22 protein-coding genes are annotated in these 23,944 nt (G+C 72.0%); 15 read left to right on the top strand and 7 right to left on the bottom strand.

Annotation, left to right across the window (positions count from 1 at the left end):
- Nucleotides 1-27 precede the first annotated feature (27 nt).
- Nucleotides 28-1,422 (bottom strand): PLP-dependent aminotransferase family protein, encoded by a 1,395-nt coding sequence (locus tag J7I98_RS30370; protein WP_214928245.1) that lies wholly within the window; start codon nucleotides 1,420-1,422, stop codon nucleotides 28-30.
- Nucleotides 1,423-1,530: 108 nt separating this feature from the next.
- On the opposite strand from J7I98_RS30370, the gene J7I98_RS30365 reads away from it, so the two are divergent.
- The 15 genes from J7I98_RS30365 (at nucleotide 1,531) to J7I98_RS30295 (ending at nucleotide 17,221) form a co-directional block, all read left to right on the top strand.
- Entirely contained in the window at nucleotides 1,531-2,862 is a 1,332-nt protein-coding gene (locus J7I98_RS30365; RefSeq protein WP_214928244.1) for a nucleotide sugar dehydrogenase, read from the top strand.
- Entirely contained in the window at nucleotides 2,862-3,905 is a 1,044-nt protein-coding gene (gene trpD / locus J7I98_RS30360) for an anthranilate phosphoribosyltransferase (RefSeq protein WP_214928243.1), read from the top strand. Before J7I98_RS30365 ends, trpD begins: the two co-directional genes overlap by 1 nt.
- 58 nt (nucleotides 3,906-3,963) lie before the next feature.
- Nucleotides 3,964-4,755 carry an indole-3-glycerol-phosphate synthase gene (locus tag J7I98_RS30355; RefSeq protein ID WP_214928242.1) on the top strand — a complete coding sequence of 264 codons (792 nt, stop codon included), beginning with the start codon at nucleotides 3,964-3,966 and terminating at the stop codon, nucleotides 4,753-4,755.
- Nucleotides 4,752-5,948, top strand: a complete 1,197-nt coding sequence (trpB, locus tag J7I98_RS30350) for a tryptophan synthase subunit beta (RefSeq protein ID WP_308378000.1) — start codon at nucleotides 4,752-4,754, stop codon at nucleotides 5,946-5,948. The genes J7I98_RS30355 and trpB overlap by 4 nt, the downstream gene beginning before the upstream one ends.
- Entirely contained in the window at nucleotides 5,935-6,732 is a 798-nt protein-coding gene (trpA, locus tag J7I98_RS30345; RefSeq protein ID WP_214928241.1) for a tryptophan synthase subunit alpha, read from the top strand. The genes trpB and trpA overlap by 14 nt, the downstream gene beginning before the upstream one ends.
- Nucleotides 6,729-7,874, top strand: a complete 1,146-nt coding sequence (locus J7I98_RS30340; protein ID WP_214928240.1) for a DegT/DnrJ/EryC1/StrS aminotransferase family protein — start codon at nucleotides 6,729-6,731, stop codon at nucleotides 7,872-7,874. The genes trpA and J7I98_RS30340 overlap by 4 nt, the downstream gene beginning before the upstream one ends.
- Entirely contained in the window at nucleotides 7,871-9,007 is a 1,137-nt protein-coding gene (locus J7I98_RS30335; protein WP_214928239.1) for a DegT/DnrJ/EryC1/StrS aminotransferase family protein, read from the top strand. Before J7I98_RS30340 ends, J7I98_RS30335 begins: the two co-directional genes overlap by 4 nt.
- A 5-nt stretch (nucleotides 9,008-9,012) precedes the next feature.
- On the top strand, nucleotides 9,013-9,897 hold the full coding sequence (locus J7I98_RS30330) for a sugar phosphate isomerase/epimerase (RefSeq protein WP_214928238.1): 885 nt from the start codon (nucleotides 9,013-9,015) through the stop codon (nucleotides 9,895-9,897).
- Nucleotides 9,890-11,197: a M20/M25/M40 family metallo-hydrolase gene (locus tag J7I98_RS30325; protein WP_214928237.1), complete on the top strand. Its 1,308-nt coding sequence runs from the start codon at nucleotides 9,890-9,892 to the stop codon at nucleotides 11,195-11,197. Before J7I98_RS30330 ends, J7I98_RS30325 begins: the two co-directional genes overlap by 8 nt.
- Before the next feature lie 41 nt (nucleotides 11,198-11,238).
- Entirely contained in the window at nucleotides 11,239-12,351 is a 1,113-nt protein-coding gene (locus J7I98_RS30320; RefSeq protein WP_214928236.1) for an Ldh family oxidoreductase, read from the top strand.
- Nucleotides 12,348-13,679 (top strand): Gfo/Idh/MocA family protein, encoded by a 1,332-nt coding sequence (locus J7I98_RS30315; protein WP_251021433.1) that lies wholly within the window; start codon nucleotides 12,348-12,350, stop codon nucleotides 13,677-13,679. The genes J7I98_RS30320 and J7I98_RS30315 overlap by 4 nt, the downstream gene beginning before the upstream one ends.
- A complete protein-coding gene (locus J7I98_RS30310; RefSeq protein WP_214928235.1) occupies nucleotides 13,676-14,359 on the top strand; it encodes a phenylalanine--tRNA ligase beta subunit-related protein in 684 nt (227 codons plus the stop codon). The genes J7I98_RS30315 and J7I98_RS30310 overlap by 4 nt, the downstream gene beginning before the upstream one ends.
- A 140-nt stretch (nucleotides 14,360-14,499) precedes the next feature.
- A complete protein-coding gene (locus J7I98_RS30305; protein ID WP_214928234.1) occupies nucleotides 14,500-15,972 on the top strand; it encodes an anthranilate synthase component I family protein in 1,473 nt (490 codons plus the stop codon).
- Nucleotides 15,969-16,580 (top strand): aminodeoxychorismate/anthranilate synthase component II, encoded by a 612-nt coding sequence (locus J7I98_RS30300; protein WP_214928233.1) that lies wholly within the window; start codon nucleotides 15,969-15,971, stop codon nucleotides 16,578-16,580. Before J7I98_RS30305 ends, J7I98_RS30300 begins: the two co-directional genes overlap by 4 nt.
- Nucleotides 16,538-17,221, top strand: coding sequence for a flavodoxin family protein (locus J7I98_RS30295; RefSeq protein ID WP_214928232.1), 684 nt, complete (start codon nucleotides 16,538-16,540; stop codon nucleotides 17,219-17,221). Before J7I98_RS30300 ends, J7I98_RS30295 begins: the two co-directional genes overlap by 43 nt.
- Nucleotides 17,222-17,242: 21 nt before the next feature.
- Here J7I98_RS30295 and J7I98_RS30290 read toward each other — a convergent pair whose 3' ends face one another.
- The 6 genes from J7I98_RS30290 to J7I98_RS30265 all read right to left on the bottom strand — a co-directional run bounded on the left by J7I98_RS30290 (nucleotide 17,243) and on the right by J7I98_RS30265 (nucleotide 23,923).
- Nucleotides 17,243-18,538 (bottom strand): amidohydrolase family protein, encoded by a 1,296-nt coding sequence (locus tag J7I98_RS30290; RefSeq protein ID WP_214928231.1) that lies wholly within the window; start codon nucleotides 18,536-18,538, stop codon nucleotides 17,243-17,245.
- The gene (locus tag J7I98_RS30285; RefSeq protein ID WP_214928230.1) at nucleotides 18,535-19,233 is read right to left on the bottom strand and encodes a hypothetical protein; all 699 of its coding nucleotides are present in this window, start codon (nucleotides 19,231-19,233) and stop codon (nucleotides 18,535-18,537) included. The genes J7I98_RS30290 and J7I98_RS30285 overlap by 4 nt, the downstream gene beginning before the upstream one ends.
- Nucleotides 19,230-20,642: a phenylacetate--CoA ligase family protein gene (locus J7I98_RS30280; protein WP_214928229.1), complete on the bottom strand. Its 1,413-nt coding sequence runs from the start codon at nucleotides 20,640-20,642 to the stop codon at nucleotides 19,230-19,232. The genes J7I98_RS30285 and J7I98_RS30280 overlap by 4 nt, the downstream gene beginning before the upstream one ends.
- Nucleotides 20,643-20,737: 95 nt before the next feature.
- Nucleotides 20,738-21,361 carry a phosphoribosylanthranilate isomerase gene (locus J7I98_RS30275; RefSeq protein WP_214928228.1) on the bottom strand — a complete coding sequence of 208 codons (624 nt, stop codon included), beginning with the start codon at nucleotides 21,359-21,361 and terminating at the stop codon, nucleotides 20,738-20,740.
- A 92-nt stretch (nucleotides 21,362-21,453) separates the two neighbouring features.
- Nucleotides 21,454-22,704, bottom strand: a complete 1,251-nt coding sequence (locus J7I98_RS30270; protein WP_214928227.1) for an MFS transporter — start codon at nucleotides 22,702-22,704, stop codon at nucleotides 21,454-21,456.
- Complete coding sequence (locus tag J7I98_RS30265; RefSeq protein WP_214928226.1) at nucleotides 22,691-23,923, bottom strand: ATP-grasp domain-containing protein; 1,233 nt, start codon at nucleotides 23,921-23,923, stop codon at nucleotides 22,691-22,693. The genes J7I98_RS30270 and J7I98_RS30265 overlap by 14 nt, the downstream gene beginning before the upstream one ends.
- Nucleotides 23,924-23,944: the final 21 nt, after the last annotated feature.

The following is a 23,944-nucleotide window of genomic DNA, read 5'->3' as shown; positions in this document are numbered from 1 at the left end:
CGCCCCCGGGTGCCTGTGCCGGCCGCCTCAGCGCAGTTCGTCGTACGCCTCGCCGATCGCGGCGACGGCCTCCGAAATCCCGCTCAGCGGCAGTGATCCGTAACCCAGCAGCAGCGCGGGGCGGCCGGCCGGGCCGCCGAACCTGAACTGCTGGCCGCCGCGCACCAGTACCGAGCGGCGCAACGCCCCCTGGACCAGGGCGGCTTCGTCGGTGCCCTGCGGCAGCAGCGCATAGCTGTGCAGACCGGCCGCCGAACCGCTCATCCTGGCGTCCGGCAGATGCTCCCGTACGGCCGCGGCCATCGCCTCGCTGCGGGAGCGGTACCGGGAGCGGACCCGGCGCAGGTGGCGGTCGAGCAGGCCACCGTGCATCAGGTCGGCGAACGCCAGCTGGGTGAGGGTGTCCGAGCCCTGGTCCTGCCGGGAACGGACCCGGTCCATCAGCGGGAACAGCTTGGGCGGGATCGCCAGCCAGCCGAGCCGCAGCCCGGGCACCAGCACCTTGCTGGTGGTCCCGGCGTAGATGACGCGCTCCGGGTCACCGTCCTGCACCGCGGGCGGCCTGGCCTGGCGGTCGAACCAGAACTCGCCGTCGTAGTCGTCCTCGATGATCCAGCCGTCCACCTCCTCCGCCCAGCGCAGCAGCTCCTCCTTGCGCTTGGCCGACATGGTGACGCCCGTCGGGAACTGATGGGCCGGGGTGACAAGAACGGCCCGTACACCGGTACGGGCCAGCTCCTCGACGACCAGGCCCTCCTCGTCGACCGGCACCGGAACCGGGCGTATACCGGTGTCCAGGATGAAGCGGCGCTGACTGTTGTGGCCCGGCTCCTCGATGGCCAGCTCATGGATGCCCAGATGCTGGAACGAGGAGCAGAGCAGAGCGAGGCCCTGGGCGAAGCCCGCCGTCACCATCACATGGGCCGGCTCGGTACGGACCGAACGCACCCGCCCCAGGTAGCCGGAGAGTTCATTGCGCAGCTCGGGGATGCCTGCCACCGGCGGGTAGTCCACGCCTTCGCGGCCCACGTTCTGCAGCACCTTCGTATAGGAGCTGAGCCACTCCTGCCGTGGGAAGTTGGACAGGTTGGCGATGCCGACGCGCAGATCCCAACGGACCGCAGGGGCCGGCCGGGGGTCCAGGAGCGAGGGGGAACCGGCGCCCTCGGGCAGCTGGCGGGTGACATGGGTGCCCGATCCGCGTACCGCGTCGAGGTACCCCTCGGCGATCAGCTGCTCGTACGCCTCGACCACCACGCTGCGGGAAAGCCCCAGGTCCTGGGCGAGCTGACGGCTCGAAGGCAGCCGGGTCCCGGGGTGCAGCACCCGGTCCTCGACCATGCCCTTGATGGCGTCCTGGAGCTGCGTCGTGAGCGACACCGCCGAGTCCCGGTCCACTTGGACCGCCAAGTGCCAAGCCATCTGGTCTGCTCCATCCCCCACTTAGTGGTCTGGGTGCTCCCCCTTGCCGACTGGCCTACTTGATCACGCCAACGGCCCTTATTTATAGCAACTTGAGGGGAGAACACGATGACTGACGTACTCGTTCCCGCACTGGTCCGCCGGCCCGGTACCGACACCTTCGACGGCCTGGTGGAGAGCCGGACGCTGCGGGTGGGGATCGTCGGACTCGGCTACACCGGGCTGCCGCTCGGCCTCGGTTTCGCCGCCGCCGGGTTCCCGGTGCGCGGTCTGGACACGGACGCGGCCCGTGCGGCGCAGGTGATGCGCGGCGAGTCGTACCTGCCGGATGTGAGCGACGCCGAACTGGCCTCGGTCAACAGCCGGCTGAGCGCCACCACCGAGCCCGGCGAGCTGGCCGGTTCGGACGTACTGATGATCTGCGTGCCCACCCCGGTCACCGGCTCCCAGCAGGCGAACCTCGACTACGTCGACGCCGCGCTCGCCTCGGTGGCGCCGCTGCTGCGCCGCGGGATGCTGCTGGTCGTCCAGTCCACGGTGCCGCCGGGCGCGACCGCGGCCGCCGTCGCGGCCGCCGTGGCAGGCACCGGCCTGGAGCCGGGCATCGACTTCCATGTGGCGATGGCGCCCGAGCGCGTCGACCCGGCCAACACGAACGGCTGGAACCTCGCCAACACCCCGAAGGTGGTCGGCGGGCTCACCCCCGAGTGCACCCGGCGCGCGGCCCTGCTGTTCGGGCAGGTCTGCCGGACGGTGGTGCCGGTGTCGAGCCTGGAGGTCGCCGAGCTGGCCAAGGTCTTCGAGAACACCTTCCGGCTGGTCAATATCGGCCTGACCCTCGAACTCTCCGACCTCTGCCAGGAGTTGGGGATTCCGGTACGGGAGGTCATCGACGCCGCCGCCACCAAGCCGTACGGCTTCCTCGCCCACTACCCCGGCCCGGGCGTCGGCGGCGAGTGCATACCGGTCGACCCGCTCTTCCTGCGTGAGGCCGCGGCCCGCGCCGGTACGGACATGGAACTGGTCGCCGCCGCCCACCGGCGCATCGAGCAGCGGCCGCAGCAGGTCGTCGAACGTCTCGGCGCTCTGCTCGACCGGCGCGGGCGGTCCCTGCGGGGGGCGAAGGTGCTGCTCGTCGGGGTGAGTTACAAGACCGGCGTCGCCGATCTGCGCAACGCCCCCGCCCTGGACATCGTGCGCGGACTGCGCGCGGCCGGCGCCCAGGTCTCGTACCACGACCCGCTCGTGCCCGAGCTGGAGATCGACGGCGCGGCGGTGCCCGCGGCCGGCTGGACGGCGGTCGAGCTGGCGCAGCAGGACGCGGCGGTCCTCGTCACGCCGGTGCGCGGGCTCGAGGACGATGTGCTGTGGGGCGTGCCGCCGGTGGTCCTGGACACCCACAACCGGCTCTCCGCCGCGAGCAATGTGGCGGTGCTCTGATGGGCACCGGGGTGCTGACCGCCGCGACGCGTGACGTCGTCGCGGGCCGGGAGCTGCCGGAGGAGGCGGCCACCCAGGCGGTCGCCGCGCTGCTCGCCGCGTCGACGGACCCGGTCGACGCGGCGGCCTTCCTCACCGCGCTGGCCACCGGCGGCGTCTCCGCCCAGCTGGTGGCGGCAGCGGTACGGGCCGTGGTCGCCGCGGCCCGGCCGGTCGCATGGACCGGGCCCGCCGTCGACGTGGTCGGCACCGGCGGGGACGGCAGCAACTCGGTGAACATCTCGACGCTGGCCGGGCTGATCGCCGCCGCCGCCGGGGCCACGGTCGCCAAGACCGGCAACCGGGCCGCGACCTCGCGGTGCGGCAGCGCCGACCTGCTGGAGGCGCTCGGCATCGACATCGACGCCGGCGAGCGCATCCCCGAGCTGCTGGCCGAGCACCGCTTCGCCTTCCTCTTCGCACCGTCGATGCACCCGGCGCTGCGCCGCATCGCACCGCTGCGCCGCCGGCTGGGCTTCCGCACCCTGTTCAACCTGTCGGGGCCGCTCGCCAGCCCCGTACCGCTGAACGGCCGGCTGATCGGCACCGCCGACCGGCGCGACCAGGAAGTCCTGGCCGAGGCGGCGTCCCTGCTCGGGTACCGGAAGACCTGGGTCGTCCTGGGCGCCGAAGGACTCGACGAGCTGACGACCCGGGGCGCGAGCAGGGTGCTCGCGGTCGACGACGGCCGGGTCGCCTCCTTCGACGTGGACCCCGCCCACCTGCTGGTCCGCCCGGCCGGACGCACCGACCTGGCAGGCGGCGACCCGCGCCGCAACGAGACGCTCGCCCGCCAGGTCCTGGCAGGCGCGGCGGCGGGCCCCCTGCTGGACACGGTCCTGCTCAACGCGGCCGCGGCGCTCCATCTGGCCGGTCTGGCCGAGGACTTGGGCGACGGCCTGACTCTGGCCCGCGAGGCCGTCTCCGACGGCAGGGCGCAGACCCTGGCGACCGGCCTGGCGGCGGCAACGACAGCGGGCCGCCTGCAGCCGGCGGCGCTGTAACCCGCACGCCCACACGCCCGTACGCCCCGAACCACCGCAACTGAAAGGAGTGACCACCATGCACCTCGACGAGATCATCACCGCCAAGCGCGCCGCCTGGAGCGCCCCCCGTGCCGCCGATGCCGCCGCGCGCGGCCGGCGCCACCCCGTCGTGCCCGGCAGCTTCGCCGCCGCGCTGAGCGGCCCGGACGTGTCCGTCATCGCCGAGATCAAGCCCAAGTCCCCCTCCAAGGGAGACCTGCTGGATCCGGTACTGGCCGTCCCGACCGCCCGGCAGTACGTCGCCGGGGGTGCCGCCGCCGTCTCCGTGCTCGGCGACACCCCCTACTTCGGCGGCTCGCCCGAGCTGGTCCGTACCGTCGCCGAACACCCCGACATCACCGTCCCCGTCCTCTTCAAGGACTTCCTGGTCGACATCCGCCAGGTCCAGCTCGCCCACGACAGCGGCGCGGACGCCGTCCTCGTCATCGTCAGGGCCGTCGACGACGCCCTGCTGCGCGACCTCGTACAGACCGCCCACGGCCTCGGCCTCGGCGCCCTCGTCGAGACGTTCACCCAGCACGAGGTGGACCGCGCGCTGACCGCCGGTGCCCGGATCGTCGGGATCAACAACCGCGATCTGGCGACCTTCTCGGTCGACCTCGACAACTCCGCGCGGCTGCGCCGCGACATCCCCCGCGGTGTCCTCACCGTCAGCGAGAGCGGCCTCTCGGGCCGCCCCGATATCGAACGCATCGCCGCGCACGGCTTCGACGCCGCACTGATCGGCGAGTCCCTGCTCAGCAGCCCGACCCCCGCCCGCCAGGTGCGGTCGTACACCGGGGTTCCCATTCTGGAGGTGGCATCGTGAACGGCCGATTCGGAGAGTACGGCGGTCAGTTCGTCGCGGAGACCCTGGTCGGTCCCCTGGAGGAGCTGGAGGCCGAGTACGAGAAGGCGCTCGCCGACCCGGAGTTCCTCGCCGAACTCGACTGGCTGCTCAAGATGTTCGTCGGGCGGCCCACGCCGATCACCCCGATGCAGCGGCTGGGGGCCACCGAGAACGGCGTGCAGCTGTGGCTCAAGCGCGAGGACCTCACCCACACCGGCGCCCACAAGATCAACAACTCGATCGGGCAGGCGCTGCTCGCCCGCCGCCTCGGCAAGAAGCGCATCATCGCCGAGACCGGCGCCGGCCAGCACGGTGTCGCCGTCGCCGCCGCCTGTGCGTACCTCGGCCTCGACGCCACCGTCTACATGGGCCGGGTCGACGCCGAGCGGCAGGCCCCCAACGTCCAGCGCATGAAGCTCCTCGGGGCCAAGGTCCGCCTCGTCGACCTCGGTACGGCCACCCTCAAGGACGCCATCAACGAGGCGATCCGCGAGTGGATCGCCCACCCCGACACCACCCACTATCTGCTCGGTTCGGTCGTCGGACCGCACCCCTTCCCGACGATCGTGCGCGGCTTCCAGTCGGTCATCGGGCGCGAGGCCCGCGCCCAGTTCCTCGACGAGAACGGCGCACTGCCCGACGCGGTCGTCGCCTGCGTCGGCGGCGGATCCAACGCGGCCGGCATGTTCAGCGCCTTCCTCGACGACCCGGTCCGCCTGGTCGGCGTACAGGCGGCGGGCGAGGGCAAGTGCGGCCAGGGCGGCCATGCCGCGCCGCTGCTCTACGGCGACCCCGGGGTCCTGCAGGGCACCCGGACGTACCTCCTCCAGGACGACGACGGGCAGATCCAGCTCACCCACTCCATCGCGCCGGGCCTCGACTACGCCGGAGTCGGCCCCGAGCACAGCCACTTCAAGGACACCGGCATGGTCGAGTACATCTCCGCCTCCGACGACGAGGCACTCGACGCCTTCGCCGCGCTCAGCGCACAGGAAGGCATCGTCCCGGCCCTGGAGTCCGCGCACGCGGTCGCGGGAGCCCTGAAGATCGCCCGCGAGTACGGGCCCGGCTCCACCATCCTCGTCAACCTCTCCGGCCGCGGCGACAAGGACCTGACGTCCGCCATGGCCGCCCTCCAGCAGCGTGAGGAGCTCCGCAATGAAGCGGCTTGAGCAGACCTTCGCGGACAACCGCATCAAGGGCGAGACCACCCTGGTCGCCTATCTGACCTCCGGCTACCCGAACCTCGGCGAGACGGTCGGCCTGATCTCCGCGGCCGCCGAGGCCGGCGCCGATGTGATCGAGCTGGGTGTGCCGTTCTCGGACCCGCTGGGCGACGGCCCGGTCATCCAGGCGACCGGACAGATCGCGCTCGACACCGGCACCACCGCCGCCGCCACCCTCGACATCGTCGCCGAGGCCCGCGCCGCGGGTGTCGAGGTGCCGATCGTGCTGATGGGTTACTGCAACCCCTTCCTGCGCTACGGACTGGCGCAGCTGTACGACGACGCCAAGTCCGCCGGGGCCGACGGCTTCGTCGTCCCCGACCTGCCGGCCCGCGAGGGCGCGGAGTGGGTGAAGAACGCCGAGGCCGCCGAGCTGGGCCAGGTCTTCTTCGCGGCGCCCGGCAGCTCCACCGAGCGGATCGCCGAGTCCGCCGCCGCCTCCCGCGGCTTCCTGTACGTACTGGCCGCCAACGGCGTCACGGGCGTACGGGCCGAACTCGACCCGGGCGTGCCCGCCTATCTGGACCGGGTCAGGTCGGTGTGCGAGGTCCCGATGGCCGTCGGTTTCGGCATCTCCCGCCCCGAGCATGTCGCCGCGCTGCACGGCAGGGCCGACGGCGTGATCGTCGGCAGCGCGCTGCTGCAGCGGATCGGCGAGGCGAAGGATGCCGCGGGGCGGCTCCGGGCCACCACCGGGCTGATCTCGTCCCTGAAGGCGGCCACCCGATGAATGCCACGACCGCCCCCATCCCCTTCTTCAGCGGCGCACAGTCCGTACGCCGCGACTGGCCCCGACTTGAGGCCCGGATCCGCGAGGTCGCCGCATCGGGACGGTTCACCTCGGGCCCGGTGACGGCGGAGCTGGAGGCCGCCGTCGCGGAGCGGACCGGCGCACGGCACGCGATCGCCGTCGCCAACGGCACGGACGCCCTGGTGATCCTGCTCAGGGCGGCGGGGATCGGCCCCGGCGACGAGGTGATCGTTCCCGCGTACACCTTCTTCGCGACCGCTTCCGCGGTGCTGCACGTGGGTGCCGAGCCGGTACTGGTGGACGTACTGCCCGGTTCGTACGCCATGGACCCGGAGCGCGCCGAGGCCGCCGTCACCGAGCGCACCAAGGCGATCATGCCGGTGCATCTCTTCTCGCAGATGGCCGACATGGAGGCGCTGCGGGAGCTCGCCGACCGCCGCGGTCTGCTGCTACTGGAGGACAGCGCCGAGGGCATCGACATGCGGGCCGGCGGCATCCACGCGGGGCTGTGGGGAAGCGGGGGCGTGCTCTCCTTCTTCCCGACCAAGACCCTGGGCTCGCTCGGCGACGCCGGGATGCTGCTGACGAACGACGACGACATCGCGGGGCACGCACGCCGGCTGCGGTGCCACGGGCAGGACACCGACGGCGAGTATCTCTACCACGAGGTCGGCTACAACAGCCGCTGCGACGAGCTCCAGTCGGCTTTCCTGCTGCACAGGCTGGAGCGGCTGAGCGAGGAGATCGAGCGGCGCTCGGAGCTGGCCGCCCGTTACGACCGGGCGCTGGCCCCGCTCGCACCGCAGGTGACGACGCCCTGGATGGCGCCCGCCAAGTCCCCCAGCAATCAGGTCTATTACGTCTATCTCATCGAGTGCGACCGGCGCGACGAGCTGGTTGCCTACCTGGACGCGCACGGGGTGGGCACCGAGGCGTACTACCCGCGCCCGCTCACCGAGCAGCCCGTACTCGCCCCGCTGGACGGCGCCCGCCACCCGGTCCCGGTGGCCGCCGCCGCCAGTCGGCGGGCCCTGGCCCTGCCGCTCTACCCGGACCTGGCCGACGAGCAGGCCGACCGGGTCTGCGCACTCCTTCACGCCTTCTACGGAGACCAGTCGTGACCGCCAACTCACCGCAGACCGTCCCCTACTTCGACTGGTCGTCCCGGTTCGACAACTGGACCGACGACATCGTCGAGGTCTTCCGCGAGGTCGCCGAGAGCGACGAGTTCATCCTCAAGTCCCGGGTGGAAGAGCTGGAGGCCCTGGTCGCCCGCCGCACCGGGGCGGCGCACGCCGTCGCCGTCGCCAGCGGCACCGGCGCCCTGACGGTGATCCTCACCGCGATGGGAATCGGTGCCGGCGACGAGGTCGTCACCCCGGCTTTCTCGTTCATCTCCACCGCTTCCACGGTCGCTCTGCGCGGCGCCACTCCGGTCTTCGCCGATGTGGACTACGAGACCGGGCTGCTCGATGTGGCCGCCGCCGAGGCCGCCGTCACGGACCGCACCCGGGCCCTGCTGCCCGCGTATCTCTTCTCGAACTCCCCCGAGATGGCCGCCTTCACGGAGCTGGCCGGCCGCCGCGGTCTGCGCGTGGTCGAGGACAGTGCCGTCGCCCTCGGCGCGAGCGTCGACGGCCGCCCGGCCGGCCGGCACGGAGACGCCGGTGTCTACTCCTTCTTCCCCGCCAAGCCGTCGGGCGGCATCGGCGACGCCGGAATGATCGTCACGGACGACGACGAGCTCGCCCGCACCGCCCGGATGCTCCGCAATCACGGCCAGCCCGCCGGCAAGCGCTTCTACCACGAGCTGGTCGGCTTCAACTGCCGCATGGACGAGCTCACGGCCGGCTTCCTGCTCCGCAAGCTGCCGCACCTCGACCGCCTCCAGGCCGAGCGCCGCCGTATCGCCGACATCTACGAGACCGGTCTGCGGCCGCTGGCTCCCGCGCTGCTGCCGCCGCCCGCCGGATTCGACGGCCGCTCCGTCTATACGTACGTCGTCCGCGCCCAGGAGCGCGACGCGCTCCGCGCCCACCTCGCCGCCGAGGGCATCGAGACCACCGTCTACTACCCGCGCCCGCTCCACCTCCAGCCCGCCTTCGCCCACCTCGGCCACGGCCCCGGCGACTTCCCGGTCGCCGAGCGCCTGAGCCGCGAAGCCCTGGCCCTGCCGCTCCATCCCGAGATGGCGCCCGGCGCGGCCGAGCGGGTCGTGGACGCGGTCACCCGGTTCTACGCGGCCGGGCGGTGAGCGCCGTGACCACCGGTCCCGCCGAGAGCATCGAGTACGCCCGGCTGTGCGGCATCGGCGACGAGGCCGCCCCCGGCCTCACCGAGCAGCTCACCATCCACCACGAACTCGGCCTGACCGGACTTGAGCTGCGTACCGTCGACGGCGGTCGCGCACTGCACGAGCTGCCGCCGGGCGAGGCCGCCGATGTGGCCCGCAGGACCATCGTCGCCGGGCTGACGGTGCCGGTCGTGGACACCCCGGTCGGCAACTGGTCCACCACCGTCGCCACCTCCCTGGACGCCGAACTGGCCGTACTCGAAGCCTCGGCGCACGCCGCCGCCCTCCTCGGGTGCGACCGGCTGCGCGTGATGTCGTACCCGGGCGACGGGCGCCCCGCCGCCGAGTGGCGTGCGGAGTCGCTGCGCCGGATGCGGGTCCTCGCCCGCGAGGCCGAGCGCCTCGGGGTGACCCTGCTGCACGAGAACTGCCAGGGCTGGGCGGGCCAGGGTGCCGAGGAGACCGTCCAGATGCTGGAGGAGGTGGGCAGCCCGCGGCTGCGGCTGCTCTTCGACACCGGCAACGGTCTGGCGTACGGCTACGACGCGGTGGAGTTCCTGGAGCGGGTGCTGCCCTGGGTGGACCACGTGCACATCAAGGACGGGTTCGTACGGGCGGACGGCGCCGCCGAGTTCACCCTGCCAGGCGAGGGCACGGTCCGGCTCACCGAGTGCGTACGGCTGCTGGAGGAGTACGGCTACCGCGGCTGGTACAGCCTCGAACCCCATCTGGCCCGCATTCCGCACCTCGGCGTGGCCGGCGACCCGGCCGAACTGGCCGCCGGATACCGGGCCTACGCCCGGGCCCTCACCCAGCTCCTCGGAATCCAGAAGGAGGCTTCCCATGTCTGAGCGGACCAAGGCCGCCGAGCCCGCCACCACTCTCACCCGGGACGACCTGGAGTGGCTGACCGAGCTGATGGACGTCGACTCCGTCTCCCCGCTGGAGGGCGGCCCGCTCGACGGCGCGGCCCGCGCCCAGCGGGTGTTCGTGGCGGGCGCCGAGGCCCGCGGTTTCAAGGCCGTGCTCCACGAGGCCCCGCAGCCCGAGCTCCTGGAGCGCCCCGAGGTGCCCGCACCGGTGCGCGAGGCGGCCCGCAGGGATCTGGCGGGCTTCCTGGCCGGCCAGCCGTCGGCCGTCGTGGCGCTCGGGGCCCCGCAGCCCGAGGAGCGGCGGCTCGTCATCAACTTCCACATGGACACCGTAGGACCGCACGTGGCGCCCCGTCTGGACGGCCGGGTGCTGTACGGCCGGGGCGCCGTCGACGACAAGGGGCCCGGCGTCGCGGCGCTGGCCGGAGTCGCCGCCGCCTTCGCCGAGGACCCGTCGCTGGCCCGCCGGATCGAGGTGCAGATCGCCTCGGTGCCCGGCGAGGAGGGCGGGGCGATGGGAACGTACGGCACCCGCGCCCTGGTCGACGCCGGATACACCGGGCGGCTGATGGTCTTCGCCGAGCCCACCGGCGGCCGCTTCATGGACGCGTGCACGGCGGCGATGACGCCGCGGATCACCGTGAGGGGCGAGGACTCCACCGACGACCACCCGGGCGACGGTCACAACGCCACCGTGGCCCTGGGCTTCCTCGCGGACTTCCTGGCCCGCAGGCTCGGCCCGCTGGCGCACGGCATGGGCGCGAAGCTGTGCGTCGCGGGCCTGCACACCGGCCATGCGCACAACCGGGTGTACGGCGGCGGGGAGCTGCTCCTCAATATCGCCTACCCCTCCGCCGAACAGGCCGAGCTGCTCGCCGCCTCGCTGGAGGTGCTGCTGGAGGAGGCGCGCAGCGAGTTCACCGCCGCCCACGCCCAGGACCCCTTCAACCGGCGCACGGTACGGGACTGGCGGCGGACGGTACGGCTGGACTGGCTCAAGCGGGGCCTGCCGACCCTCGACAACCGTGACGCCGAGGCCGAACTCCTTCTGGGCCGGGCAGGGTTCGTACGCCACGACGGGATGGCCGACGGTTCGGCCTTCACCTGCGACGCCATCTGGGCCCCGGCGCCCGGCCGTTACGTGGCGATGTGCGGCCCGGGCCGGCTCGACGCGAACGGCGCGCACACCCCCGGCGAGCACGTCCACCTCGACGACCTCGACGACTACGCACATCGCATCAAAGCGCTGGTCCACGCCTTCGCGACCAGCACCGACTGACGGACTGACCGACACCATCGAACGAGAGAGAAGGACCGACCATGACTGTCACCGTTCCGCTCACCGACCTCACCGAGTTCGTCCAGCAGATACTCCTGGAGTGCGGACTCGACGGGGACTCCGCCCGTACGGCAGCCGATGTCATCACCTATGCCGACGCGAACGGCTTCACCACACACGGCACGAACGGGCTGGTGAACATCTACGCGCCACGCCTCCTCGACGGCCGTATCTCCGCCTCCGCAGAGCCCCGCATCGTCCGGGAGACCGCCGCGACCGCCCTCCTCGACGGCGACCGCGGACTCGGCCTGGTCACCATGGACCGGGCCATGGACATCGCCATGGACAAGGCCCGCCAGACCGGCATCGGCATGGTCGCCGTGCGCAACAGCACCCACTTCGGCAGCGCCGGGTACTACACGCAGCGGGCCGCGGCCGCCGGGCTGATCGGTATCGCCATGACCAACTGCGGGGCGCAAGGCGTCGCACCGCCACTCGGCGGCACCGTCAGGATGCTGGGTACGAACCCACTCAGCGCGGCGGTCCCCGTCACGCACGGTGCGCCCTTCGTACTGGACATGAGCACCACGGTGGTCGCCACCGGCAAGATCAAGGCAGCCCACAAGGAGGGCCGTCCGGTGCCCGAGGAATGGCTGGTACGCCACGACGGCACCCCGACAACCGATCCCGGCGCGTTCATGGACGAGGAGGCGGACGTCGCCTGGCTGGGCGGCCCCGCCGCCACAGGTGGGGCGAAGGGCTTCGGGCTGGCGCTGCTGGTCGACCTGCTGTGCGGGCCGCTGTCAGGGGCGTCGTACGGGCCGCGCCCGGGGGTGCTCAACGGCGAGCCGGCGGGCGACGACAACGTGGGCCACACGGCGATCGTGATCGACCCGGCCGCCTTCGGCTCGGCCCCGCACATCGCCGCCGAGAACCGCACTCTGCTCGACACGGTGGCCAACTCCCCCGTCGCGGCGTACGCGAACGGCGTCACCTACCCGGGTGCGCCGGAGGCCGCCCGCTACGAGCGCTCCGTCCTGCACGGAGTCGAACTGCCCGACCCGGTCGCCGAAGGCCTCGTGAGGCTGGCCGAGCAGCTGTCCACCGAGGCCCCCGTCGAGCTGACCGAGCGTGTCCTGGAGGTGGCGGCATGAGCACCGTGCGACCCATGCGTATCGGAATGATCGGTCTGGGTGTGATCGCGCCATTCTTCTACCGGGCCGTCGACGACGACCCCTCCCTGACCCTGACGGCGGTCTGCGACCTCGACACCGCCAAGCTCGACGGCTTCGCCCCCGGCGTCGCCACCTTCACCGACCACCGCGAGCTGCTCGCATCGGGCCTGGTGGACGGCGTGGTGGTCACCCTGCCCAACCATGCGCACGCGCCGGTCGTCGCCGACGTCCTGCGGGCCGGCATCCATGTCTGCTGCGAGAAGCCGCTCACGGTCGCGTCCAGCGACGCCCGCGAACTGACGGCGCTCGCCGAGGAGTACGGCGCGACCCTCTTCACCGCGTTCCACCGCCGCTACAACTCCCACGTGCGGCGGCTGGCCGCCGAACTGCCCGACCCGGCCGGGATCGAGCGCGTCACCAGCCGCTATCAGGAGCGCATCGAGGAGCACACGGGCAGCGACCGCTGGTATCTCGACATCGACCGCTGCGGCGGTGGCTGCATCATCGACAACGGACCCAACGCGCTGGACGCCCTGGAGACCGTACTCGGGCCGCTGACGCTGCTGGACGCGACGATCGGGGACGTACGGGCGGGAGTCGAATTCTGCGCCACCCTGGAGCTGGCCACCGCCGACGGCATTCCGGTCGGTGTGGACCTCGACTGGGCGCTGGAGACCGGGGAGCGGAAGGACATCACCGTCCATCTCAAGGACGGGCGTGTGCTGCACGCCGACATGCTCGACGGCTACACAGCGTTCAAGTCGTCCCTCGACCACGAGTACGCGGGCATCATGGCCGACTTCTTCGAGACAGTACGCGGTGGCAGGGACGAGCCGGACCGGGGTCCGCACATCGTGGACCTGGTCGAGGAGGCGTACGCCGTCGGGCGCACCAAGGAGAGCCGGATGCGGATGGCCGCGAAGGAACCCGTGACGGCCCGGATGGTGAAGCTGCTCTTCCACCGCAGGACCGACCGTGGCATGACGCTCTCCCCGTGGCAGTCGCGCTGTGTGCGCGCCGGCGACGTGCACGAACTGGTGACGACCACCGACCGTCCCGCCACTCCCGGCGACCGGGTCGACCGGGTCGGCTTCCTCGGCTTCGCCGAGTTCCCGGTGGGCGCGGTGATCGAACGCGGCGACCGGGTGCACGGACCGGACGGCCTGATCGGAGTGGTGGCCGGATTCGACGAGAGCCACGCGCCCAACCACTACAACATCCTTGTCGACACCGACCGGGTCGTCTCCGCGGAGGATCTCGACCTGCGGACCACCGACCGGCTCACCTTCTCCGGAGGCACCCAGTGACCACGACTCCCCTCGGCACCACCTTCCGCCGCATCACGGTGTCGCCCGCCGCCCGTGACCTGATGCCGGGTGTCGAAGTACTGACTCTGGCGGCCGACATCACCGCCGATACGGCGTCGCTGGCCGTCTCCACCGAGCGGCTGTGGAGCGAGGCGCACGCCGTATGGCACCGGGCCAGTCGCAGCGAGGTCAGGAACGCCCCGCACACCGCCGCCTACCGCGATCTCTCCCGGATGCTGGGCGCCCACCCCGACAAGCAGCCTCCTTCCGTCCAGGCCCTGGTCGACCGGGGACTGCGCGGCAAGCCGCTGGGCGCCTGGCCCCGGATCAACCCGGCGGTCGACGCGGTGAACGCCGTGGCGGTCAGCTCTCTGGTGGCGCTCGGCGTCTTCGACCGGGACAAGCTGGAAGGGGACGTACGGCTCGAACTGGCCGCAGGGGAGGAGGAGTTCACTGCCCTGGGCGCGGACGGTCCTGTGGCCCTGGAAGCGGGACGCCCCGTCCTCGCCGACGACCGGCGTGTCCTCTCCCTCTTCGCCCACCGCGACGGCGTGCACCAGGCCGTCACGGCGGAGACCCGGCGGGTGCTGCTGCTGGCCTGCTCGGTCCCCGGCGTGGACGCGGACACCTGCAGGGACGCCCTGGTGGCGGCGCACCGGCTGCTCACCGGCCAGGAGTAGGGGGACACCCCCTAAGTGGTCCGGCAGTCACACCGGTTGGTGGTCTGGGCCGGGTACGGGCGTCGTTGATTGGCTTGCGGTACGCCGCCGGTCGAGGTGCGGCGACCTACCGATCCGTACCGGAAGAAGGACCACCGACGATGACCGTGACTGCCCCGGCTCCGGCCCCGGCGCCGGCCGCCACGCTGATGCGGGTGCGCGTGGCACGTGACGAACTGCCGCCGCACGAACCGCTCGCGCTCTACGCGGATCTGCGCGAACGCCTCGGCTCCGACCAGGTGTTCCTCTTCGAGAGCCTCGCCGGACCGGACCAGGACTGCCGCGCCGCGGTCGTCGGCGCGGACGTGCTGGCACGGATCACCGTGCGGGACGGGCGGGTCTCCTTCGACGGGCTGCCGGAGCTGATGCGGCACCTGGAGGCGGTGGCGGCCCAGCACCCGGACGTGTGGGAGTTGCTCCGGGCCGTCGACGCGTCGTTCGCGGTCGAGAGCGAGGTGGGCCCCGGGACGTACGCCTTCGGCTTCCTGGCCACCTTCGGCTACGAGGCCGCCTGGTACATGGAGGAGCTGCCGCCGCGCAGACCCGGCGCTGCGCCCGAGATCACGCTGACGGCCTTCCGGCACACCGTCTGGTACGACGTGCCGGGCGGCGGCGCCCGCCATCTGCGGGCGGAGGCGGCGGAGTTCGGTGGCAGCGGCCCGCTCGGCAGCGGACTGGACGTCCTGGTACGGGGGCTGCCCGCCCGCCGGTACACCGCCGTGCCGACCGCGCCTCGCCCTCGCGCCGTACGCCGCACCGTGGGCCGGAAGACCTTCGCCCAGCGGGTGAAGCGGTGCCTCGCGCACATCAGGGCCGGTGACGTCTACCAGATCCAGATCGGCCACCGCATCGAGGTGCGCACCCCGCTGGGGGTCCTCGACGCCTACCGCCGGCTGCGGCACCGCAATCCGTCGCCGTACATGTACCTCGCGCCGTGGGCGGGCCGTACCCTGATCGGCGCCAGCCCCGAGCTGCTGTTCCGCATCGAGGACGGCAGGCTCACCATGCGGCCCATCGCGGGCACGGCGGCCCGGTCCTCGGACCCGGCGGAGGACGCCCGGCGCGTCGAGGCACTGCGCGCCAGCGAGAAGGAGCGCGCCGAGCACGTCATGCTCGTCGACCTGTGCCGCAACGATGTGGCGAGGGTGACGCGGCCCGGCACGCTGTCGGTCGATTCGATGATGAGCGTCGAGGCCTTCTCCCATGTGCACCATCTGGTCTCCACGGTCGGCGGAGAGCTGGCGGAGGGCGAGGACGTCTGGTCCGCGCTACGTGCCGTCTTCCCCGCCGGGACCATGACCGGTGCGCCGAAACTGCGGGCGATGGAGCTGATCGACGAGATCGAGCGGCAACCGCGCGGCGCCTACGCCGGGGCGATCGGACTGATCGATGTGCGGGGCTTCGCGGTGCTCGCGCTGTGCATCCGTACCGCCGTGCACGAGGGCGACACATATGCGCTCCAGGCCTCCGCCGGGATCGTCGCCGACTCGTCGGCGGACGGCGAGTGGTGCGAGACGCTGATCAAAATGAGTGCGGTGTACGGCGCCGTGACCGGTGAGGAGCTCACCGCATGAAGGTCCTGCTCATCGACGCGTACGACAGCTTCCTCCACATCATCGACCACTATCTGCGGCAGCAGGGCGCCGAGACCGAGGTCGTCAGGTCACGCACCCGCACTCCGGCGGAGCTGGCCGCGGCCCGCCCCGATGCGCTGGTTCTCGGCCCGGGGCCGGGTCACCCGGCCGACTCGGGCCATGTCGAGCTCGTACGCCGCTTCGCCGGCCGGGTGCCCATCCTGGGCGTGTGCCTGGGCCATCAGGCCATCGGCCTGGCGTACGGCGGGCGCATCGAGACGGCGGCCCGCACCGTGCACGGCAAGACCAGCCGGATCGATCACGACTCCACGGGCGTCTTCGCCGGGCTGCCGGACGGGGCCGAGGTCACCCGGTACCACTCGCTGGCCGTCTCCGAGCCGCTCCCCGACGGGCTCACCGTGACCGCGCGGGCGCGCGAGGACGGCTGTGTGATGGGCCTGCGCCACCGCGAACTGCCCGTCGAGGGCGTGCAGTTCCACCCCGAAAGCATCACGACGCAGCACGGGCTGCGCTTCATCGACAACTTCCTTGGAGGTACGAAGAGATGGACAGAAACGGCGACAGTCCCGGCCACTGGGCGACGATAGCCGCGCTGAACGGATCGGAGCGCCCGGACGGACTGACCGCACGCGTGCTGCGGATGCTCGGCGAGGCGGCGGCGGAGCACGGGGTGCACCTGGACGTGATCCCGCTCCGGGAGTACGACATCACCCCCTGCGGCCCCTGCGGGGACTGCAACATCCGCCCGGTCCCGTGCGGGATGCCGGACGACACGGCCTCCCTGGTGGACCGGCTGATCCGGGCGGACGGGGTGCTGTACGCGGCGCCCGTGCACGGCTTCGGGCTGTCCAGCGTGATGCAGACCTTCATCGAGCGGGCCGGGGTGGGCCACCTGCGCTTCGAGCGGCCGCTCGCCAACAAGGTGGCGGGGGTGGTGGTCACGGGCCGCCGCTACAGCCACGACCGGGTGTACGGGCAGCTGGTCGACAATGTGCTGCTCAACCGGATGATCATGGCGGGCAGCGGCTTCCCCGCCTTTGTGCACGACCAGTTCGCGCCGGAGGAGGACCGGGAGGGACTGGCGGCGGCGCGTGGCCTGATCGACCGGATGATCGACATGCTCCGGGTCCTGCTGCTCCCCCACGGCGGACGCGAGGACACAGCCCGTCTGCTGGCCTCGCTCCCCCGTAACGAACGCGCCGCCCTCCTCACCCCGGCGGCAGCCTGAGCCGTCCCCGGGCCCCGCGCGTCAGGCGATGGGCGGGGCCGCCGGGCCCGCCACGTGGCGGCCGCCGAGCAGGACCGTGCGCAGCGCCGCGCGGTCCTGGAGGACCGTGAGGTCGGCGGCCGGGTCGCGGTCCAGGACGACCAGGTCGGCCAGGCGCCCCGGCTCGACCGTGCCCGCGTCGTCGCCGCGCCCCGCGAGGGCGGCCCCGTTCGCGCAGGCCCACTTGAGGACCGTCGCGGGCGAGATGCCGGCCCGCTCGACGTACATCACCAGCTCGTCGGCGTACGTGCCGTGCGGGGTCCAGGCGAAGCCGAAGTCGTCGCCCGGCACGATCCGCAGGCCCAGCTCCTCCGCCTTCGGCAGGAAGCGCAGGGTGTTGGCGATCTCGTCCTTGAAGTCGAGCGCCTCCAGATAGTCGGGTGCCTTGCCGAACTTCTCGCCCAGTTCGAGGAGCTGGGAGGGCTGGAAGAGGCTCGGCACGACGAAGATCCCGCGCTCGGCGATCTGGTCGAGTGCGGCGTCGTCGGCGTACGTCGCGTGATCGATGACATCGACCCCCGCAGCCAGTGCGTTTCGGATCCCGCCGAGGCCGCGCGAGTGGGCCCGTACCCGCGCACCGCGGGCATGGGCGACGCGTACGACCGTCGCCAGCTCCTCCCGGGTGAAGAGGAGTTCTTCGGAGCGGGCGTTGGGGAAGGTGTCGTCGCCGGACGAGAAGACCTTGATGATCTCCGCGCCCTGGTCGATCTCCTCCTCCGTGTACGTCACCAGATCGCCCAGCTCGTCCACGACGGGCATCAGCTCGCGCGGCATGCGCTGCTTGAGCCCGGGGCTGCGGCGGCCCTCGGGCCCCGACACCATCAGATCGCGGCTGCACGGGGTGATGCGGGGCCCGGGGATGACCCCGGCCTCGATGGCGTTCTTGAGCGCCATGTCGATTCCGGCCACCGAACCGGCCCCGACGAAGGCGGTGTAGCCGCAGGTGAGCAGGTCGGCGGCGTGCCGGGCGGCGTGCAGCGCGACTTCGGGGACGCGGTACTTGAAGAGCGTCTCGCGGCCGTTGGTGACGTTGACGTACGCGATGTGGGTGTGGCCGAGGGTCATGCCCGGCATGACCGTGGCAGCGCCTCCGCCTTCGCCTTCGCCCGGTTCCCAGCGGACGAAGTCGCCCTCCAGCGGCGCCTCGGCGGCCGGCAGTACGGCTTCGATACGGTCCCCGTCGATCAGCACCGATCGCGCGGGCAGGGAGGCGTACCCCTTGCCCTCCTGGACCGTGACGTCGTGCAGCAGCAGACGGGGTCGGTGGGCGGTGGTCACTGGTGCGCTCCTGTCGGTCGTGCGTGGGCGGCGGGGCCGAAGATCATCCAGACCATGGGGACGCCAGGTCTGGACACGTGGAACCTCAACCGGTGTGTCGTGCGCCCCGGTTCATTGGTGATGGCGGCGTCCGCGCGCCCCGCTGCCGCGAGCTGCGCCGCGTGCATCGTCGACTCGGCGGGGACCCAGACGATGTCGTAGCGGTCCCTGCCGCCCGCAGCCTGGTCGAGCAGCTCGGCAAGGCGCTGCGTCTCGTGCAGTGTGGCGAGCCGCAGCCGCCCCTCGGGCAGCCGGGGCGCGCGCGAGGCGATCCCGTACTCCGGTGTCGGTGTGGAGAAGGACGCCTCAAGACGCAGCTCGGACGACCAGAAGAAGCGGGTGGCGCACTCGGCGGCGCCCGGTACGAGCGCGTACGACGGGCCACCGCGCCGGCCGACCGCCGCGAGGAGCTCCTCGAAGGAGTCGTAGGGCACCGGCCGTACGTCCGGTCCGCCCAGATGTGCCAGCCGGTGCCCGAGCCGCTCCAGGGCGACCATCGATGTGGTGCCGCCGGGGCCGAGCGTGCCGATGCGCATCGTGCCGGGGCGCAGCAGTGGCGATCCCGGTATGCGGTCGGGCTCCCAGAGCAGTGGGAACGGCGTCGGGTCGACCTCGGCCGTACCGGCCGCCGGTGTGTGCAGCAGGCTCTCGGTCATGACTGGTGCCCCCGGGCTCCGGCGAGACGGCGGGCCGCCTCGGTCTCGTGGTCGGCGGCGGTGCGCCGGTCGTGGATGCGGGCGGCCTTCCAGCTGACGAAGGCGCCGGTGGTGGTCACCGGGTCGAGCTCGTCGAGGAACTCGACGTCGCAGCGCACCCCGAGGGCCGCCGCGACCCGCCCCGCATGGGCCTGCCGGAGCTCCCGGCCGGGCCCGCCCGGCAGGTCGAGCCGCACCGTCACCCGGTCCTCGCCGGCCTCGTCGCAGTCGATGACGACCTGGTATCCGAGGCTTCCGTCGATGCCCCGCAGTACGGCCTGCTCGATCTCCCAGGCCTGGAACGAGCGTCCGCCGAGCCGCAGCCGGTCGCGGGTCCGCCCGACGACCTTCAGCACCGGGCCCTGGATGCCGCAGCCGCAGTCGTTGGGGCGCAGATCCACCAGATCGCCGGTGCGGTAGCGAATGAGCGGCTTGATCCCGTCGATCAGCATGGTGATGACGAGTTCACCGGTGCCGTACGCACCGAACTCCTCGCCCGTGTCCGGATCGACCACCTGGGCCACATAGTTGGGCCGCGCCAGGTGCAGCTGCCCACGGGCGCACGCGGATGCGATGACCAGCGACTCCTGGGCTCCGTACAGCGCGTTGTAGGTACGTACTCCCCAGGCCTGATCGATCTGCCTCGCCAGGTCGGGGGTGCACATCTCGCCGGTGACGAGGAAGACCTTGACGGCGAAGTCCCGGCGCGGGTCGAGGCCCTGGGCGCGGGCGGCCTTGGCGAGGGACAGCGCCACATTGGGCGTGCAGAACACCACGTCCAGGGCGAGGTCGCGCATCAGCTGGAGCGCCTTCGGGAAGCCGATGACCGGCGAGTACGGCCAGATCTTGGCGACGGCGGAGCCCAGGTTGCGGGCCACGTCGCCCAGTGTGTCGCCGAGCGAGTGCACCTCGGTCGGCCCCATGATGCCGACGCGCGGGGACCGAGCGGGGAAGTGCTCGGCGAAGATGTTCCGCCAGCCCTCCGTGACATGGGCGTTGGAGGCGATCACCTCGCGCTGGTCGCGCGGGCAGGGCGTGGCGGGCCCGGTCGTTCCCGTTGTCTCGTAGAAGAAGCACGCCTCGTCGAGATCACGGCTGAGGATGGCGTGCATGGCCTCCCGGAGGTCGTCCTTCGTGGTGAAGGGGAGGTCCGGGAGGGCGGCGAGGGTGAGCGATGCGGGGTCGACCCCGTCGAGGCGGCCGGCGTAGAAGGGCGAGCCGGACTGCGCGAGCGCGACGACGCGCCGCAGCTGCCCCTCCGCCCACAACTCCCATTCTGCTTCGGTGAGTTCACCGGAGACATAACGGGTATGGAGTGGCAGGTACCGGTCCAGGAAGTCTCGGTACTTTTCGGATGTGGGCAGCCACATGGATCCTCCACGACGTATCGGGTGCGAGTGCGCAGTGCGCCCGTACGTGTCCGGGCACCGGGCAGTCCGATGCTGCTATCCGCCCGGTGGCCGCCTCAATCCGCCTTTGGAGGCAGGGAGCCTGCTCCCTTCGCGGCAGCGATGAACCTTTCGATCAACCCGATGTCCTTCACGCCCCGGCTGATCTCCACTCCGCTGGAGACATCCACGCCCCAGGGCCGCAGGCCGGTGACGGCGTCGGCGACATTGTCCGGGGCGAGCCCGCCGGCGAGCATCCAGGAGCCGGTGGGGCGGGTGCCGAGCGCCGCCGGGTCCCACCGCTCGCCGGAGCCGGGCCGGGGCGAGTCGACGATGAGCAGGTCCTCGCCGTACGCCCCGGTCTCCAGCGGAGCGCCGGTCGCGGGCGAGGTGGCGCGGATCAGCCGCAGCCCCTCGGCGCGGAGGGCCGCGAAGGCCTCCGGCTTCTCCTCGCCGTGCAGCTGGACGGTGTCGACGCCTGCCAGGGCCACCGCGCGGCGCACCTCGTCCAGCGGCTCACCGCGGAAGACGGCGACGGTCGCCGCGGTCCCGGACGGAACCAGGGCGGCGAGTTCGCGGACCGCTTGCGGGGTCAGCTGCCGGGGGCTGGGGGTCAGTACGAAACCGATGGCGTCGGCTCCGGCGGCGACCGCCGCTTCCACCTCGGCGGCCTTCCGCAGACCACAGACCTTGACGTACACGCGTACTCCTCAGGGACTCGGGGGACTTGGGGGACTCGGGGGACTTGGGGGACTCAGAAACTCGGGGACTCGGGGACGGGGAACTTCGGTGATCAGGACTGCTTGGCGGTGCGCGACAGTACGAAGACAACCGCGCCCACGCCCAGTCCGACGCCCGTCACCAGCAGCGCCGTGCGCGGCCCGAAGACCGTCGCCAGGAGACCGCCGAGCAGCCCGCCCGCCGGGATCACCGCCCAGGTGACGAAGCGGAAGGTCGCGCTGACCCGGCCGATGAGATGGCCGGGGACGGTCGCCTGGCGCAGCGTAATGGAGTGGATGTTGAAGACGGCGATGCCGAAGCCGTTCAGTACATAGCCGGCAACGAGTACGGCGATCCCGGTGGCGCCCGGCCCCGGCGCGAGCGGCAGCAGCAGGGTCGCCGCCGAGGCCACCGCCATCCCGAAGACCATCGCCCGTCCGACTCCGAGCCTTGCCCCGAGGCGGCCGGCGGCCAGCGAACCGCCCAGAGCGCCGATGCTGCCCGCCGCGACGACGCCGCCGAGCCCGGCCGGGCCCAGGCCCAGGACCCGGATTCCGTACAGCGGGAAGACGACGAGCACCACGTCCCACAGCAGGTTGTACCAGGAGGCATGGAACATGATCACGCGCAGCAGTCTGCTGCGCAGTGTCACCCGCAGCCCCTCCGCCACGTCTTTGCGGACCGACGTGCGCGCCGCCCTGACCGGACGTACCTCCGGAGTGCGGATCCGCAGCAGCGCCGCGGCCGCGACCAGATACCCGAGACAGTCGACCAGGATCGCGACGGGCGCGGTGAGCCACTGGATCAACGCTCCGCCGAGCCCCTGCCCGGCGGTCTCGGCCACCGAACGGCTGGCCTGGAGCTTGCTGTTGCCCTCGACCAGCTGCTCCTTGGGGACAAGGGCGGGAAGGTACGCCTGGTACGCGACGTCGAACTGCGCGGTGAGCACGCCCGTGACGAAGGCGATGACGCACAGCGCGCCGATGCTGAGCCCCTGGGTCCAGGCGAGCAGCGGTACGAGTGTCAGTACGGCGGCCCGGCCCAGATTTGCGCCGATGAGCAGCGGCCTGCGGCGGGCCCGGTCCGCGATCACCCCGGCCAGCAGGGTGACGCAGAGCACCGGCAGATACTGTGCGGCGTTGAGGAGTCCGAGCTGCGCCGGGGAGGCGTCGAGCAGCACGATCGCGGTGAGCGGCAGGGCGAGTTCGGTGACCCGGGAGCCGAGCAGGGAGACGGTCTGGCCGCCCCACAGCTTGCGGAAGTCCCGGTTGCGCCACAGGCCGGGGACTTCCTCGGCCTTGGTCAGCAGGTCAGACGAGGACATCGTGGTCCTCCCTGAGCGGACTCCAATCGATGCGGTACGCGGCGAGGGTCTGCCGGATCGCGGTCTCGACCAGCTCCGCACCGCTCGCGCTGAAGCGGAAGGTTCCCGCCGTGTGGACGGCTCCGCCGTGGCCCTGGAGGACCGTGCCGCGCGGCGGCAGCGTCTCGGCGTACATCGCGGGAATCCGTGCCACCAGCGACTCCACGCTGTCGACGACACAGGGCCGTACCGGCGGCTCGGGCATCATCAGATAGCCGGCGACAAGGCCGTTCAGGTCCATCGGCTCGATCTTCGGTACGTCGCCGAGCTGGACCTGTGCGGATGCGGCGACCAGGTCGACCCCGTACACCTCTTCCCAGACGAAACGGACCTGGCCGCCGCCCGCACGGGCGCCGATCTCCAGGAAGACGATGTCGTCGTCCGCCGTGCGGAACACCTCCAAATGGAAGACGTCGTCGGTGATCCCGAGCGCCTCGCAGACCTGTTCGGCGAAGACCGTGACGCGGCGCTCGAAGTCCGCGTCGTCATTGGCGACGGAGCTGAAGGCGGTGCCGGTGGCGAAGTCCAGGCAGTTGCCGCCGCACCGCCAGCTGCGTACGACGAGCAGCTCGCCGCGGGCCATCACCCCGTCGACCTGGTACAGCGTCCCGTCGATGAACTCCTCGCACTGCGCGTCGGTCAGGTCGGCCCCGTTCAGCAGCGCCTCCAGCTGCCCGGCGCCGCGCACCACATGCACGCCCTGACTGTCGGCCCCGGCCCGCGGCTTCAGTACGAACGGGAAGCCCGACCCGGCGGCGAAGGCCCGGACATCCGTGGCGGTGGGAGTGGCCCGGAAGCCGGGCACCCGCAGACCGGCATCGGCGACCTTGCCCTTCATCACCACCTTGTCGCGGACGGCGGCGACCTCCTCAGGGCCACGGCCCGGGACCGAGAAGCGGCGGCGCAGCTCGCCCGCGAGCTCCAGGTCGAACTCGGAGAGCGCCAGGATGTGCGTGAACCGGCCGTACTGGTCGATCAGTTCGGCGGTGACGCGGACGGCGTCCTCGGTGTCGAAGAGGTCGGGCAGGACCCGGATGTCCTCGGCGAGCGCCGCGTCCAGCGGGACGCTGCCGCTCTCGGTGGTCAGATACGAGACCCGGTCGGCGGTGTGGTCGATGTAGCGGTGGTACTCGGCGAAGGTGTTGGTCCAGCGGTTGATGACAAGGACGTGGCGGTTCACGGTGGCTCCTGGTGGTCCGGT

Source organism: Streptomyces sp. ISL-98, assembly GCF_018614055.1.
In the GTDB taxonomy this organism is placed as follows: domain Bacteria; phylum Actinomycetota; class Actinomycetes; order Streptomycetales; family Streptomycetaceae; genus Streptomyces; species Streptomyces spiramyceticus.
Note: the sequence above shows the minus strand (reverse complement) of the source record. Positions and strands in the feature narration are given on the sequence as shown.

Coding starts and splice junctions, on each gene's coding strand:
- J7I98_RS30370 (WP_214928245.1), bottom strand. CDS start 1,422: ATGGCTTGGCACTTGGCGGTCCAAGTGGACCGGGACTCGGCGGTGTCG.
- J7I98_RS30365 (WP_214928244.1), top strand. CDS start 1,531: ATGACTGACGTACTCGTTCCCGCACTGGTCCGCCGGCCCGGTACCGAC.
- trpD (WP_214928243.1), top strand. CDS start 2,862: ATGGGCACCGGGGTGCTGACCGCCGCGACGCGTGACGTCGTCGCGGGC.
- J7I98_RS30355 (WP_214928242.1), top strand. CDS start 3,964: ATGCACCTCGACGAGATCATCACCGCCAAGCGCGCCGCCTGGAGCGCC.
- trpA (WP_214928241.1), top strand. CDS start 5,935: ATGAAGCGGCTTGAGCAGACCTTCGCGGACAACCGCATCAAGGGCGAG.
- J7I98_RS30340 (WP_214928240.1), top strand. CDS start 6,729: ATGAATGCCACGACCGCCCCCATCCCCTTCTTCAGCGGCGCACAGTCC.
- J7I98_RS30325 (WP_214928237.1), top strand. CDS start 9,890: ATGTCTGAGCGGACCAAGGCCGCCGAGCCCGCCACCACTCTCACCCGG.
- J7I98_RS30320 (WP_214928236.1), top strand. CDS start 11,239: ATGACTGTCACCGTTCCGCTCACCGACCTCACCGAGTTCGTCCAGCAG.
- J7I98_RS30315 (WP_251021433.1), top strand. CDS start 12,348: ATGAGCACCGTGCGACCCATGCGTATCGGAATGATCGGTCTGGGTGTG.
- J7I98_RS30305 (WP_214928234.1), top strand. CDS start 14,500: ATGACCGTGACTGCCCCGGCTCCGGCCCCGGCGCCGGCCGCCACGCTG.
- J7I98_RS30300 (WP_214928233.1), top strand. CDS start 15,969: ATGAAGGTCCTGCTCATCGACGCGTACGACAGCTTCCTCCACATCATC.
- J7I98_RS30295 (WP_214928232.1), top strand. CDS start 16,538: ATGGACAGAAACGGCGACAGTCCCGGCCACTGGGCGACGATAGCCGCG.
- J7I98_RS30285 (WP_214928230.1), bottom strand. CDS start 19,233: ATGACCGAGAGCCTGCTGCACACACCGGCGGCCGGTACGGCCGAGGTC.
- J7I98_RS30280 (WP_214928229.1), bottom strand. CDS start 20,642: ATGTGGCTGCCCACATCCGAAAAGTACCGAGACTTCCTGGACCGGTAC.
- J7I98_RS30270 (WP_214928227.1), bottom strand. CDS start 22,704: ATGTCCTCGTCTGACCTGCTGACCAAGGCCGAGGAAGTCCCCGGCCTG.